The following is a 13,720-nucleotide window of genomic DNA, read 5'->3' on the forward strand; positions in this document are numbered from 1 at the left end:
GCCCTCCAGCTCAGTCCAGATGGAACTTTTCGACCTGGGTATGCTGGGCCTTGATGTAACGCACGGTGCCCGTCGAAGAGCGCATGACCACGGTGTGGGTGGTGATGCGTTCGCGGCCGAAGCGCACGCCCTGCAGGAAGTTGCCATCGGTCACGCCGGTGGCCGCAAACAGCACGTCGCCGCAAGCCATCTCCTCAAGCTGATACTTGCGCTTGATGTCGGAGATGCCCATGCGGTGGGCACGTTCCACCTGCTCGTCGCGGGTGATGACGAGACGGCCCTGCATCTGGCCGCCGATGCAGCGCAGGGCTGCCGCCGCCAGCACGCCTTCCGGCGCGCCGCCGATGCCGGCGTAGATGTCGATGCCGGTCTCTTCCGGGTCGGTGGTGTGGATGACACCAGCCACGTCACCGTCACCGATCAGGCGGATCGCAGCGCCGGTGGCGCGGATGTCCTCGATCAGGCGGGCATGACGCGGACGGTCGAGCACACAGGCGGTGATTTCGGAGATCTTCACGCCCTTGGCCTTGGCCACATTGGCAAGGTTCTCGGCAATTGGGGCATCAAGGTCGATGATGCCGGCCGGATAGCCGGGCCCGATGGCCAGCTTCTCCATGTAGCTGTCCGGCGCGTTCAGCAGGCCGCCTGCCGGGGCCAGCGCGATCACGGCCAGCGAGTTCGGCAGGTTCTTGGCGCAGATGGTGGTGCCTTCCAGCGGGTCAAGGGCGATATCCACCTTCGGGCCCTGCTTGGTGCCGACTTCCTCGCCGATGTAGAGCATCGGTGCTTCGTCACGCTCGCCCTCGCCGATCACCACCGTGCCGTCGATCGGCAGGTTGTTCAGCTCGCGGCGCATGGCGTCCACGGCGGCCTGGTCGGCAGCCATTTCATCGCCGTGGCCACGCAGGCGGGCAGCTGCAACGGCTGCACGCTCGGTCACGCGGGCCAGTTCCAGCGTCAGAATGCGGTCAAGCGAGCTTGAGGCTGCGGTTTCTTTCTTCGGCATTGCAATCCCCTGAACACATGAATGGGACCATCCTCACGGGATGGGCTTAAGACAGTTTCTCGATGCGGATCATCTGCGGCCGGTCAGCCACCACGCCCTTGGCCTCGATGGACTCCAGCGCCTGACGGACAGCCGTCTCGGAGGTCTCATACGTGATCAATATGACAGGCTGAGCTTCATGCACCTCGGTTTCGGCGCCATTAAGGCCACTGCCCGGCGCACGGCGGCGGCGCTGGACGATGGATTCCAGCGAGATATCCGCATCTGCCATGCAGCGCGCGATCGTCGCAAAGGCACCCGGACGGTCAAACACGGACAGGCGGATGTAATAGCCGCCCTCATGCATGCGCATGCCCGCGCGCTTGTAGTCGGTGAGCACGTTGCTCGGCGCACCCAGCGCCGGGGCAATGTCGCCACGGGCAATGTCGGCGATATCCGAAGCGACGGAGGATGCCGTGGCATTGCCGCCCGCACCGGGGCCAACCAGCACGACGCCGCCGACAAAGTCGCCATCCACCGCAACGGCATTCAGCACGCCATCGATACGGGCGATGGCCGAAGTCTTCGGCACCATGGTCGGGTGCACGCGCTGCTCGATGCCGCTTTCGGTCACCTGAGCGACGCCCAGAAGCTTGATCCGGTAACCCAGCTCATCTGCCGCCTTGATGTCGGCCGTGGTGATGGAGCTGATGCCTTCCAGATAGATGTCGTCGGCGCTGATCTTGCAGCCGAAGGCAAGGCTCGTCAGCAGCGCCAGCTTGTGCGCCGTGTCGTTGCCTTCGATGTCGAAGGTGGGGTCCGCTTCCGCATAGCCAAGGCGCTGTGCATCGGCCAGGCACTCGGCAAAGGACAGGCCCTCGCGCTCCATCCGGGTCAGGATGTAATTGCAGGTGCCGTTGAGAATGCCATAGACGCGGGTGACGGAATTGCCCGCCATCGCCTCACGCAGGGTCTTGACGATGGGAATGCCGCCCGCAACCGCCGCTTCATAGTTGAGCGAGACACCGGCCTTTTCGGCGATCCCGGCCAGTTCCACGCCATGGGCAGCCAGCAGCGCCTTGTTGGCGGTGATGACGTGCTTGCCGGAGGTGAGCGCGGCACGGACGCAGGCCTCGGCCGCACCAGAGGCGCCGCCGATCAGTTCCACCACAACATCCACATCGGCAGAGCGCGCCATTTCGGCTGCATCATCAAACCAGGTGACACCAGTGAGATCGAGGCCACGGTCACGGGTCTTGTCCCTTGCGGTCACCGCAGTCAGGACAACGGGACGCCCGCACTTGCGGGCCAGTGCATCCCCATTCTTGGACAGGAGACGGATGAGCGAAGCTCCGACCGTTCCCAATCCCGCGACACCAAGTCTCAAAGCTGAAGCCATTGACGATATGTTCCGGTTGATGAGGGCCAGCGCCCGCCGCGGGGCGCCAGCCGGTTTAGTCCGGGTGCCGGGAAGTCCCGGCCTGTGAGAAGATCAGCGCGCGGCGCTGACCGGCACGACGTTGTGCAACGTTTCATCCGCCGTTTCAAGGAAACGGCGCAGGTTGCGTGCAGCCTGACGCAGGCGCTTCTCGTTTTCGACGAGGCCGATGCGCACATAGTCATCGCCATATTCACCGAAGCCGATGCCCGGTGCGACGGCGATCTCGGCCTTCTCCAGCAGCAGCTTGGAGAATTCGAGACTGCCGAGCGCCCGGAACTTCTCCGGGATCGGCGCCCAGGCGAACATGCTGGCTTCGGGAGCCGGGATGTTCCAGCCGGCGCGGCCAAAGCTTTCCACCAGCACATCGCGGCGGCGCTTGTAGGTGTTGCGCATTTCCACGATGCAGTCATCCGGCCCGTTGAGCGCAGCCGTTGCAGCCACCTGGATCGGCGTGAAGGCGCCGTAATCGAGGTAGGACTTGACGCGGGCAAGCGCCGCCAGAAGCCGCTCGTTGCCGACGGCAAAGCCGACGCGCCAGCCCGGCATGGAGAAGGTCTTGGACAGGGAGGTGAACTCCGCCGTCACCTCGATGGCACCCGGCACCTGCAGCATGGACGGCGGCGGCGTGTCACCGAAATAGATCTCGGAATAGGCCAGATCCGACAGGATGAAGATGTCGTGCTTGCGCGCAAAGGCGACCACATCCTTGTAGAACTCCAGATCCGCCACATAGGCGGTCGGGTTCGCCGGATAGCACATGATCACGGCAATCGGCTTGGGCACCGAGTGGATGACCGCACGCTCCAGCGCGTGGAACACTTCCGGTCCCGGCTCGGCAGGAATCGCGCGGATCGCGGCACCGGCCATCAGGAAGCCGAAGGTGTGGATCGGGTAGCTGGGGTTGGGGCTCAGCACCACATCGCCCGGCGCGGTGATCGCCTGGGCCATGTTGGCAAAGCCTTCCTTGGAGCCGAGCGTCGCCACCACCTGGGTGTTGGGGTTCAGCTTCACGCCGAATCGGCGCTCATAATAGGCTGCCTGGGCCTTGCGCAGGCCGGTGATGCCCTTGGAGGCGGAATAACGGTGGGTGCGCGGGTCCTGCACCACTTCGGTCAGCTTCTCGACGATATGCGGAGGGGTCGGCAGATCCGGGTTGCCCATGCCAAGGTCGATGATGTCCGCGCCCTGCGCTCGTGCCGCCGCCTTGAGCTTGTTGACCTGCTCGAAGACATAGGGGGGCAGTCTGCGGGTCTTGTGAAACTCTTCCATGGCGCGGGCCTCGCGTTCCTTTTGCTGCTAGCCGAACACATCCGGCGGACGTTCTCCGCCAGATTCGCTGACCACCTGGTCAGACGCAAAAAGGGGGACAGATGTCACCGTTTTCTGTGTGGCGCTCTTCTTATCAGCACCATTTCACTTGCGCACGCACCTTCAAGGGCCTGCACCGTGTTTTTTTGATGGCTCATGACAGTTCACAAGCCGCCCATCACAAGCCGGCGTCACCGCAAGCCGGTCAGTCCTGCAGGCACCCCGGAGCCTTGCTGTTTACTGACCTTCGATTTCCTGAAGTGCTGCCTGGCCATGGGCATCGCGCAGCCGCGCGAGCTCTGCCGCCGACCCTGACGCGCCGCTGCCGCCCTGCACGGCAGCCCGTGCCTCGGACAGCTTCTTCAGCCGTTCCAGATTCGCCTCGCGCGCCTGATCGTCCAGAACGCCGGAAACCTCTTCGCCATCCTGCGCAATGGTGGGCGGCAGCGGCGGCAGGGAGGTCTGCGGGCGCTTCCCCGTGATGGGTGCACTCACCATGCTGAAGACAGATGTATCCGGCTCGCTTGCGCAGCCGCCCAACAGCACCACCACACCCAAAGCCGCAATCGCTCTCACCGTCTCAAACCTCCGCAAGGCGCACGGCACCAGGGCCAGCGCGCAAAACATCTGGCCGCTTATAACCCCGTGAACGGCCTGCGGTCACTCGCCAATCCGGTGTTTTTCGGATTTCCCGCCAGCATCAGTTGATTATGCTTGAAATCAGCATTCGCCCTCGCCCCATTCCGTGTCATAAATCGGAACGGCAACATTGATAGTGAAGGCGCCAAAGCATCGCAGAACGCCGCAAGGCCGGCCGCGCAGAGAAAAAGCAGTCCGAAAGGGAGGGGAACCCTGACATGGCAGATGACCGCCGGAACGCAGACGAACAGAACAATCCGGTCATGCAGTACATCGTCAACAATCCGGAAGCCTTTGCGCATAATCTGGCGAAGATGATGGAGAACGGCGGCAAGGCTCTGGCCGCCTATCTGGAGCCCCGTGAGAAGGGTGAAGCCTCGTCGCAGACCCCGGACGAGCTGACCTCCGTCGTCAAGACGCTGGCACAGGTCGGCGAATACTGGATGTCCGATCCCCAGCGCGCCATCGATGCCCAATCCCGCCTGTGGGGCGGCTACATCAATCTGTGGAACTCCTCCCTCAAGCGCATGATGGGCGAGCCTTCGCAGCCCGCCGCCACGCCCCCGCCGCGCGACAAGCGTTTCGAGGACCCGGACTGGAACGAGAACCAGTTCTTCGATTTCCTCAAGCAGCTCTACCTGATCACCAGCAACTGGGCCCAGTCCATGGTGAGCGAGGCCGAGGGGCTGGACGAGCACACGAAGCACAAGGCCGATTTCTACGTCCAGCAGCTGTCCAACGCGCTGTCCCCGTCCAATTTCGTGCTGACCAACCCGGCGCTGCTGAAGGAAACACTCGCCTCCAACGGCGAGAACCTGGCACGCGGCATGGAGTTTCTGGCCGAGGACATCAAGGCAGGCGGCGGCGACATCAAGATCCGCCAGACCGATGCCAGCAAGTTTGCCCTCGGCAAGAACCTCGCTCTTACTCCGGGCAAGGTCATCGCCCGCAATGATGTGTGCGAGGTGATCCAGTACGATCCAACCACGGAAACCGTGCTGAAGCGCCCGCTGCTGATCGTCCCGCCCTGGATCAACAAGTTCTACATTCTCGATCTGACACCGGAGAAGTCCTACATCAAATGGGCGGTGGATCAGGGGCACACGGTCTTTGTCATCTCCTGGATCAACCCGGATGAGCATCAGGCGCAGAAGAGCTTCGAGCACTACATGCGCGAAGGCATTCTGAGCACGCTGGACGTGATCGCCAGGACCACGAAGGAAACCAAGGTCAACACCATCGGCTATTGCGTCGGCGGCACGCTGCTGGCCGTGACGCTGGCCTATATGGCCGCAACAGGTGATGACCGCATCGCTTCGGCCACCTTCTTCACCACGCAGGTGGACTTCACCTATGCTGGTGACCTGAAGGTCTTCGTGGACGAGGAGCAGATCGCCATTCTGGAAAAACGCATGGCCGAACGCGGCTATCTGGACGGCTCCAAGATGGCATCCGCCTTCAACATGCTGCGCTCCAACGATCTGATCTGGCCCTACGTGGTCAACAACTATCTGCGCGGCAAGGAGCCCTTCCCCTTCGACCTGTTGTTCTGGAACTCCGATTCCACCCGCATGCCGGCGGCGAACCACTCCTTCTACCTGCGCAACTGCTACCTGGAGAACAACCTCTCCAAGGGCAAGATGGAGATCGGCGGCCAGAAGCTGGACCTGAAGAAGGTCACGATTCCGGTCTATAATCTGGCGACGAAGGAAGACCACATCGCCCCGCCGCATTCGGTGTTCAAGGGCTCGTCATGCTTCGGCGGGCCGGTGGACTACATCCTCTCCGGCTCCGGGCACATTGCCGGTGTGGTCAACCCTCCGGCCCGCGGCAAGTACCAGTACTGGACCGGCGGCAAGCCCGAAGGCGCCTATGAGGACTGGCTGAAGACGGCAGTGGAACACCCCGGCTCCTGGTGGCCGCATTGGGATGCCTGGCTGCGCCAGCAGGACGGCAGCACGGTGAAGGCCCGCAAGCCGGGCGCGCACCGGGTGAAAATCCTGGGTGACGCGCCGGGAACTTACGTTAAGATAAAGGCCTGATCCGGAGAACCGGATTGCTGCCGCGCAATGGGCGCGGCAGATGCTCAGGGAGCGGTTTCGGGGCACGCCGTCAAGACGATGGAAAACGCAAGGCAATTGAGGCCGCAGGGCGGGCAGGCACGCATCCGCCCGTCCGTCATGCCGGCCGGGCAGATCCGCTGGCTCGGCATGAACGCAAAGGTCTGGCAGCGCCACGCCAGCGGCTGGAGCGTGTGGACCCGCTTTGCCACCCTGCCGGTGCTGCTGCTGGCCGTGTGGAGCCACAGCATCATCGGCCTGCCCGGCGCACTGGCGGCCACCGGCCTCGTGCTGATCTGGCTCTGGCTCAATCCCCGCCTGTTCCCGCCGCCCCGCCGGACGGACCGCTGGCACGTGCGCGCCACCTTTGGCGAGCGGATCTGGCTGAACCGCATGTTCGTGCCCATTCCGGCAGAAATGTCCCGCACCGCCCTCGCCCTGTCTCTGCTGGCAGGCGCCGGTTTCATTGTTGCGCTGTGGGGCGCTGCGGAAAACATGCTGGCTCTGACGCTTGGCGGCGCGGCGCTCACCTATGCCGGCAAGATGGCCTTCCTGCATCAGATGACGAAGCTCTACGCGCGGATGAAAGACAGCCACCCGCTCTACAAGGCCTGGACGCTTGCCCCGCAAAACGACAACAGCAGCCCCTCCGGCCTGTTCAACCGCAAGCACGGGTGAGAGCTGAGCGATCAGCGGCTTTCCGCTCTCCCTCTCCATCGTCATCCCGGTTTGGCGCGCAGCGGCAAGACCGGGATCCAGTGCGCCTGGAGCAGGAGATGACTCACACCGGGGCTACTGGATCCCCGCCTGCGCGGGGATGACTGAGGGGCGGGACAGTTTTTCAGCTACTTGACTTTGGACAGCGCCGCTCCCGTCTTGTGCCGGGGCCTGTCAGGAGGGCATGATTGCCCCCCTCAGGCAATTGCACACCAACAAGCAGCCCGGTGCCCGTTCACACCGGGCCATGGCCTCCCCTTACCCCTGCCGCTTCTTCTCGGCCAGCAGCCCGAGGTAATGCTGGGCAACGCTGGCGCCGGCGATGGAGGTGATGTCGGCGTGGTCATAGGCCGGCGCCACTTCCACCACGTCGCCGCCGACGAAATTGAGCGGCCCGAGGCGGCGCAGGATCATCAGCGCCTCGCGCGAGGTGAGCCCGCCCGCCACCGGCGTGCCCGTGCCCGGCGCAAAGGCGGGGTCCAGGCAGTCGATGTCAAAGGTCATGTAGGCCTTGGCATCGCCCACCCGGTCGCGGATCATCTCCACCACCCCATTGACGCCGAGCAGCTCGACCTCTTCGCCATAGAGAATCTCGAGGCCGCAGGTGTCGGGCGCATGGGTGCGGATGCCGATCTGGATCGACTTGTCCGGATCGATCAGCCCTTCGCGCACGGCGCGGCCCGTAATCGTGCCGTGGTCGATGCGCCCGCCATCATCCGGCCAGGTGTCCTGATGGGCATCGAACTGCACCAGCGCCAGAGGCCCGTGTTTGGCCACATGCGCCCGCAGCAGCGGCAGCGTGACGAAATGATCGCCGCCGATGGAGAAGAGATGCACATCCTGATCCAGAATCTCGCGGGCCTGCGCCTCGATGCAGGCCGGGATTTCGGCGTTGCGGCCATAGTCAAACGAGACATCACCATAATCCACCACGGCCAGCCCCTCGAACGGGTCAGCATGGAACGGATATTGCGGATCACCGTCAAAGATCGCCGAGGCGCGGCGCACGCCCTGCGGGCCAAAGCGCGCGCCGGGACGGTTGGACACAGAAGCATCAAAGGGAATGCCCAGCACCGCCGCATCCACGCCCGTGAGTTCGCGGCTGTAACGCCGGCGCATGAAGGACAGCACGCCGCCATAGGTGGGCTCATGCGAGCCGCCGGTCACGCTGTTGCCGAACACCGCATTGTCGGTCGGACGGGGACGCTTGAAAGACATGGGAACTCCGGAAAAGTCAGGAACACGGGGCCGCCTGCCCCGCGCCGCGACCCTAGCCCAGCCATCCGGGAAAACAAGGGGCCTTGCCGGGACATCAAGACATCTTCGTGCGTCAGCCGGCTTTCAGGCGCACCGCTCATGCCCTTGTGCCGTCCCCTGCCCCTCATTAAAAAGGATGGGTTTGGCGGATGGCTGCCTAATCCGTCCTTGCTGCCCGCTCACATGGAGATCAGACCCTTGCCTCACGCCACCACAAAGCTGCTGCGCGGCCGGACCGTTTCGTTTCTGCGCCGTCCCATGGGCGCGGGCGATGAGGGGGCGCTGGCGGTGCATGAGGATGGCGGGCTCCTGATCGAGAACGGGCTGATCACCGCTGCGGGTGATTTCGCTGCTGTGGCCGCAAAGGCGCCGGAAGGGACGCCCGTCACCGACCACCGCCCGCATCTGATCCTGCCGGGCTTCATCGACACGCATCTGCATTTCCCGCAGGCGCAGGTGATCGCCTCCTGGGCGGACCAGCTGCTGGACTGGCTGAACGACTACACGTTCCCCGCCGAACAGCGCTTTGCCGACAAGGCCCATGGCGCGCGCATCGCCAGCACCTTCTATGACACGCTCATCGCCCACGGCACCACCACGGCGGTGGCCTATTGCTCCAGCCACCCCAATTCGGTCGAGGCCTATTTCGAGGAGGCGGAGCGGCGCGGCATGCGCATGCTGGGCGGCAAGACCATGATGGACCGTAACGCCCCCGCCGCCCTGTGCGACACCGCCCAGAGCGCCTATGACGACAGCCGCGCCCTTTTGGAAAAATGGCACGGACGGGGCCGCGCGCTTTACGTCATCACCCCGCGCTTTGCCATCACCTCCACGCCGGAACAGCTGGAGGCGGCCGGCACGCTGCTGCGCGAATTTCCGGACTGCCACCTGCAGACCCACATCAACGAAAACCTCAACGAAATCAGCTACACGCTGGAGCTCTACCCGCAGGATGCGGATTATCTCGCCATCTACGAGCGCTACGGCCTTCTGAGCCAGAAGACCCTGCTCGGCCACTGCATCCACATGAATGACCGGGAGCTGGCCGTGATGCGGGAGACGGGCTCGGTCGCCGTGTTCTGCCCCACGTCAAACCTCTTCCTCGGCAGCGGGTTGTTCGACAAGGCACGCATGGACAGCGCGGGCGTGCGCACCGCCATCGCCACGGATATCGGCGGCGGCACGTCCTATTCCATGCTGCGCACACTGGACGAAGGCTACAAGGTGCTGCAACTCCAGCGCCAGCGCCTCCACCCCTTCGAGACCTTCTACTGGGCCACCCGCGGCAATGCCGAAAGCCTGTCCCTCGCAGACAGGATCGGCACGCTGGAGCCCGGCACGGAAGCCGACATCATCATCCTCAACCCCGCCGGCACCCCCGAAATGGCCCTCCGCGCCGAAACCGCCCGCTCCCTGGCGGATGAGCTTTTCATCCTGCAAACGCTGGGCGATGACCGGGCGGTGGTGGAGACCTATGTGGCGGGGGTGGGGATGAAGGGGGGATGAGCTGACGAGCCCGAAGTTGTACGGCACGGCAAACCCATGTAAAAATTGCATGAATCGCGCGCTGCGCTTGCCATTTCACTTCTGGGTCGCCGGAGTTTGGACTTGCCTCATCACGAAGGTTATCAGGAAGCGCTGCGGCGGATCGCAGCTTGCCGCGCAAGCGGTGCAGAAGAACTGGATCTCGGCGGCCTGCAACTGGAAGAAATTCCACCAGAACTTCTTGAACTGAGCTGGCTGAAACAGCTTTATCTGGGTGCCGCTGCAGAAGCTCGGAAAAATGCCTATCTGATTTACCAAAATTTAAACACAGAAGAGCTGCGCAACACATATCACATGTTGCCGGAGAGTTTCTCAACCGCTTTCGCTCAACTTGAGTTTCTGGATCTCAGCTACTCACTGCTGGCCAGCCTCACTCCCCTTGAGGGGCTAACAAACCTGACAATGCTTGAGTGCGTCGACACACAGGTCAGCGACCTTAAACCTCTTCAGAGACTGACAAAATTAATAACCCTCAATTGCAGCGGCACACAGGTTAGCGACCTCAAACCGCTTAAACATCTGCAAAGCTTAAAAACTTTAAATTTCAGCGACACACAGGTTAGAGATCTCAAACCCCTTCAACGACTGATTAGCCTAAAAATAATAGAGTGCGTGAGCACGAAGATAAATAACCTAATACCCCTTCAAAGACTGGAAATATTAGAGAAAATTGACTGCAGTGGCACACGGGTTAGCGACCTAAAACCTCTTAAGCGCCTTATAGAATTAAGACATATAAATATCAGCGGCACACAGGTCAGTGATCTTAAACCCATTCAGCAACTGACTAGCCTGACAACGCTTGTATGCGTTGGAACACAGGTGTGCGACCTCACCCCCCTCAAGCGGCTGACTAAACTTACACACCTCGATTTTAGAAGCACAGAAGTCAACGACCTCAAGCCCCTTCAAGAGCTCGATAGCTTGATAACACTTGCGTGCGCCAACACGCAAGTAACCGTCCTCAATCCACTTCAACGACTGACAAAATTGACAGATCTAGATTGTGGAGATACTCAGGTTAGTGACCTCAGACCCATTAAAAAGCTCACAAGATTAAAAACTCTCGACTGCAGTGGCACACAGGTAAGCGATCTCAAACCCATTCAAAAGCTGACAAGACTAACATCTCTAGTTTGCAGCAGCACATTGATCAGCGACCTCAAACCCGTTCAACAGATGACAGTTTTAACAGAAATAGACTGCAGCAATACACAGATCAGAGATCTTCAACCTCTTAAGGATCTGACTAAACTGACGATTCTGAATTGCAGCGACACAAAGGTCAGCGACCTTACTCCGCTCGCAAGGCTAACAGGCTTGTCACAACTCGACAGCAGTAACTGCCATCTAAAAACTGTACCTTTGGGTTTCTGGCAGAACACAAATCTTGAGCAAGTGAACTTGCACAATACCATTCTACCGGGCGTTCCAGATGAGGTTCTAGCGAGCACCGTCTCAGGCAACTGCCTCCCTGCTCTGCGAGCACATCTGGCCGATCTGGGCGATGATCCGGAGCCGCTTAAAGACGTGAAACTGATGGTGCTGGGCAATGGCCGCATCGGCAAGACCCAGATCTGCAATCGTTTGAGAGGGCTGAACTTTGACGCCGAAGCCGACTCAACACACGGTATCCAGCTCACAAGCGCACCAATCCCTGAAAATTCCGGCCAATTCAACATCTGGGATTTCGGCGGTCAAGACATCTATTTTGGCACCCATGCACTTTTTCTGAAATCCCGAGCCGTCTTCCTGCTGGTCTGGACGCCGGAAACGGACAATTCGGACGAGGCCGAGCACGGTGGCACCAAGGTTCGCAACCGTCCCGTCAGCTGGTGGCTCGGTACCGTCCGCCGTCTCGGCAGCCCCAGAACACCGCTGATCGCAGTCCAAAACCAGCTTGACCGGTTTGAAGATGCCGGTGAGCATCCGGCAGTGGCTACGCTCCGGCAAGAGGATCACTATTGCCGCTCCCTCTCCTACAGCGCAAAGACGCAGGAGGGCGAAGCGTCCTTGAAAGAGCGGTTGAAGTATGCGGCACAGGAGTTCAACCCGCCTCTTATTGGCAAGGTCCGGCTGGCGGTCATTCATCAATTGCGCAAACTGCGCGAAGAGGATCTGACACACCCACCGAGTGAACGTCAGCACCGCACGCTGTCCTTCATGGAGTTCCAGCGCCTTTGTGATGATGCCGGCGGCATCAGCAACACGGAGCTGTTCCTAAACTTTCTGCACAATGCAGGTGAAGTGTTCTGGCAGCAGGGCCTTTTCGGCGATTCCATCATTCTTGATCAGGCATGGGTGCTGGAAGCGGTTTACTCTGTCTTCGACCGGACAAAGAGCTACCAGTATCTGCTCAGTCAGCGAGGATGCTTCACCCGGGATACACTTGCCATGCTGTTGTGGGACAACGCAGGCTACACAACAGCTGAACAAGAGCTGTTCCTTGGCTTCATGCAGCAGGCGGGCATCTGCTTTGCGGTCAGATCTGAGCTGACCTCTCCAATAGAGACGACATTCGTCGCCCCGGACCTCCTGCCGGAGCACTACGCAGACGAAGGGATCACCGGAACCATTGAGGGGAACGACCACACACTTGAATTTCCCACATTGCCTCCGGGCTTCATGCGCAACGTAATCGTGAGAGTCGGGCGAAAGGCCCGAATGAACTGTCACTACTGGCGGCATGGCTTTTGTGGCTATGACGCAACCACGCAATCTCGCGTTCGAGTAGAGGAAACGATCAGAGATGACTGGTCGGGATCGATCACCATTACTGCAGAAGGCACCCAGTCAGACCCTTTGATCAAGAAGCTGACACAATGGATCCTTGAAGAGGCGCAGTTGTTCGGCTTAGAAACTCAAGAAAAAACTTTACGCGAATTGCCAGAAAAATTGCCTGAACCTGACTTCCAGCCAGACCCGAAGCGGCCTTCCAACTACTTCGTCTCCTACGCATGGGCCGATGAAAAAACACCTGACCGGGACAGAATTGTCGATGAGTTTTGTCAATCTGCTCAGCAAAAGGGTGTTCAGATCCGCAGGGACAAGGACGAAATAGGCTTAGGAGATTCAATATCCGATTTCATGAGCACGCTCACGAAGGGTGACAAGATCCTGATTGTGTTGACTGACAAGTACCTTCGCTCCCGCAATTGCATGTTTGAACTTTACGAAATCTGGAGGCTGGCGAAGGGCGATAGGGCTGATTTTCTTGAAAAGGCACGTCTTTTCAGCGCACCCGACGCCGGAATTTTCACGCCAGTTGGGCGGGCAAAAATTGCGCGGCACTGGAAGACAGCTTACGACGAGGAAAAAGAGTTTCTCGATGACATGGGCCCCGGCGACCGCCAAAGCCATCACAGACTGAAAACATATGCTGCGCACGTCGGTGAAATTCTGGAGGTGATTGCAGACACCCTGCAGCCACGCACTCTGGAAGACCTGCTCGACTACGCCCTCACCTGATCCCCCCCCAAACAAAAAAAACCCGCCGGTTTGAACCGTCCCGGGTTTTCCGGAGGCAGTTTCATTTGAGTCATGCAACCATATCGAGGGTCTTTTGGGCTGCATGGTATTTGGCTTCGGCCTCTGCGGGCGGGATGTGCCCGATGGGGCCGAACAGGCGGTTGTTGTTGAACCAATCGACCCAGCGCAGGGTCGCCATTTCGACGGCCGACGCGCTCGGCCATGACCGCTGGCGCCAGATGACCTCGGCCTTGTAGAGGCCATTGATCGTCTCGGCCAAGGCGTTGTCGTAACTATCAC

General features: G+C 60.8%; 10 protein-coding genes. 4 read left to right on the forward strand and 6 right to left on the reverse strand.

The window, feature by feature from the left end; all coding sequences use genetic code 11:
• Nucleotides 1-10: 10 nt before the first annotated feature.
• The 4 genes from glpX to H163_RS0111915 form a co-directional block, all read right to left on the reverse strand.
• Nucleotides 11-1,006, reverse strand: a complete 996-nt coding sequence (glpX, locus tag H163_RS0111900; protein WP_019964810.1) for a class II fructose-bisphosphatase — start codon at nt 1,004-1,006, stop codon at nt 11-13.
• Nucleotides 1,007-1,052: 46 nt separating this feature from the next.
• The gene (locus H163_RS0111905) at nt 1,053-2,384 is read right to left on the reverse strand and encodes a homoserine dehydrogenase (RefSeq protein ID WP_026355763.1); all 1,332 of its coding nucleotides are present in this window, start codon (nt 2,382-2,384) and stop codon (nt 1,053-1,055) included.
• Between the two features lie 93 nt (nt 2,385-2,477).
• Nucleotides 2,478-3,695, reverse strand: coding sequence for an LL-diaminopimelate aminotransferase (locus H163_RS0111910; RefSeq protein ID WP_019964812.1), 1,218 nt, complete (start codon nt 3,693-3,695; stop codon nt 2,478-2,480).
• Nucleotides 3,696-3,971: 276 nt separating this feature from the next.
• Nucleotides 3,972-4,310 (reverse strand): hypothetical protein, encoded by a 339-nt coding sequence (locus H163_RS0111915; RefSeq protein ID WP_147290428.1) that lies wholly within the window; start codon nt 4,308-4,310, stop codon nt 3,972-3,974.
• A 281-nt stretch (nt 4,311-4,591) separates the two neighbouring features.
• Between H163_RS0111915 and H163_RS0111920 the strand changes: the two genes are divergently transcribed.
• The gene (locus H163_RS0111920; protein WP_019964814.1) at nt 4,592-6,415 is read left to right on the forward strand and encodes a PHA/PHB synthase family protein; all 1,824 of its coding nucleotides are present in this window, start codon (nt 4,592-4,594) and stop codon (nt 6,413-6,415) included.
• Between the two features lie 27 nt (nt 6,416-6,442).
• Nucleotides 6,443-7,111, forward strand: coding sequence for a DUF6653 family protein (locus H163_RS22720; RefSeq protein WP_019964815.1), 669 nt, complete (start codon nt 6,443-6,445; stop codon nt 7,109-7,111).
• A 297-nt stretch (nt 7,112-7,408) separates the two neighbouring features.
• On the opposite strand, the gene speB is transcribed toward H163_RS22720, so the two are convergent.
• The gene (gene speB, locus H163_RS0111930; protein ID WP_019964816.1) at nt 7,409-8,368 is read right to left on the reverse strand and encodes an agmatinase; all 960 of its coding nucleotides are present in this window, start codon (nt 8,366-8,368) and stop codon (nt 7,409-7,411) included.
• Between the two features lie 222 nt (nt 8,369-8,590).
• Between speB and guaD the strand changes: the two genes are divergently transcribed.
• Complete coding sequence (gene guaD, locus H163_RS0111935) at nt 8,591-9,913, forward strand: guanine deaminase (RefSeq protein ID WP_019964817.1); 1,323 nt, start codon at nt 8,591-8,593, stop codon at nt 9,911-9,913.
• Nucleotides 9,914-10,015: 102 nt separating this feature from the next.
• A complete protein-coding gene (locus tag H163_RS0111945; protein WP_147290429.1) occupies nt 10,016-13,420 on the forward strand; it encodes a leucine-rich repeat domain-containing protein in 3,405 nt (1,134 codons plus the stop codon).
• Between the two features lie 70 nt (nt 13,421-13,490).
• On the opposite strand, the gene H163_RS0111950 is transcribed toward H163_RS0111945, so the two are convergent.
• The coding region (locus H163_RS0111950; RefSeq protein WP_019964821.1) for an integrase core domain-containing protein at nt 13,491-13,720 on the reverse strand (230 nt) is incomplete at its 5' end.

The sequence above is a fragment of the Pannonibacter phragmitetus DSM 14782 genome, from assembly GCF_000382365.1.
In the GTDB taxonomy this organism is placed as follows: domain Bacteria; phylum Pseudomonadota; class Alphaproteobacteria; order Rhizobiales; family Stappiaceae; genus Pannonibacter; species Pannonibacter phragmitetus.